The sequence below is a fragment of the Candidatus Bathyarchaeota archaeon genome (assembly GCA_026014725.1).
GTDB lineage: Archaea > Thermoproteota > Bathyarchaeia > Bathyarchaeales > Bathycorpusculaceae > Bathycorpusculum.
Genome location: JAOZHV010000002.1, coordinates 1 through 1178, shown reverse-complemented (window position 1 = coordinate 1178; position 1178 = coordinate 1). Strand labels below are relative to the sequence as shown.

Genomic DNA, 1178 nt, shown 5'->3' with positions numbered 1-1178 from the left:
ATAGTTGAGGATATGCCATACTCAGATGCTTCAATATAAATCTTAAAGCCTCCTCATCTCCATCTATAATCTGTTTGATTAATTTTTGCTCCTCATCCATTAGTAATATTAACCTCAAAAAAAGTTCAAAAACTGGAAATATTTTGAAAAAGGAGGGCTAAAAAAGTCAATTAAGCGCCTTTCCTCAAAAATAATCTCGCTGAAAAGGGATTGTTTCCTCATAATTGCAAATTGTAGCAACCATCCATTATCTCCTATTATTTTAGGCATCAATCAAAAAATTAGGAGGAGATATGGATGGTTGCAAGCATACCTAAAGGAGTATACAACATGAAAGAAAGATTAGTCATTATCAATCATAATGCAGACTCTTACAGAAAAGCATCAAAGAAACTTAAATCTCAGATGCTTACAGAACTTTCTCAGATACTACACAGAAACAGACAGTATGTAGGTTATCTCTTAAGAACCTCCAAAAAAGTTGTCCTAAGGCAAGGTAATCTCCAGATAATCACAGATGCAACCCTTAGTGAAAAATCAAAGAGAGGAAGAAAGAAAGTATATGACAAAGAAGTAATCAATGCATTAAAAAAGATTTGGCCCTTGACAGGTTTTGCCTCATCTAAACATTTAATAGCCTTCATAAGACTTAATGCAGAGTTACTTTTCAGCCATCCTGAGATTAAAAACTCTATTTCAGAGAAAACAAAGCATCTACTACTCAGAATATCCCCTGCCACAGTAGACAGACTCCTTAAACCCTACAGAGATTGCTTAAAGCTAAAGAAGACATACAGAAGTAATCCCTTTAGCAGTAATCTTAAGAAATCCATAAAGGTTGAGTCCTGGTTTGACAAACCCACTGACCCTGGATACCTTGAGATAGACCTTGTGCATCACTGTGGAGCATCAGGTAAAGGAGAGTTTATCTATACTCTTACAGCAGTAGAGATTTTTACAGGTTGGACAGAACTGAGAGCTCTCAGAAACAAGGCAATGGTGTGGAGTACTGCTGCCCTTAAGGATATAGTTGATAAAATTCCAATCCCTGTAGTTGCGATTCATTCAGACAATGGCTCAGAGTTTATAAATGCTCATGTTCAAAAGTTTTGTAGTATCAAAGGGATAAATTTCAGCAGGTCAAGACCTTACAGGAAAAACGATGCCCCTTATGTGGA

The 1178-nt window shown here is 36.2% G+C and carries 1 protein-coding gene; it reads left to right on the top strand.

The genetic code is table 11. The annotated features are described in order from the left end of the window. Positions 1 to 297: 297 nt before the first annotated feature. Positions 298 to 1178, top strand: an 881-nt coding sequence (locus NWE95_00600) for a transposase family protein (GenBank protein MCW4002400.1), incomplete at its 3' end; no start/stop codon positions are given.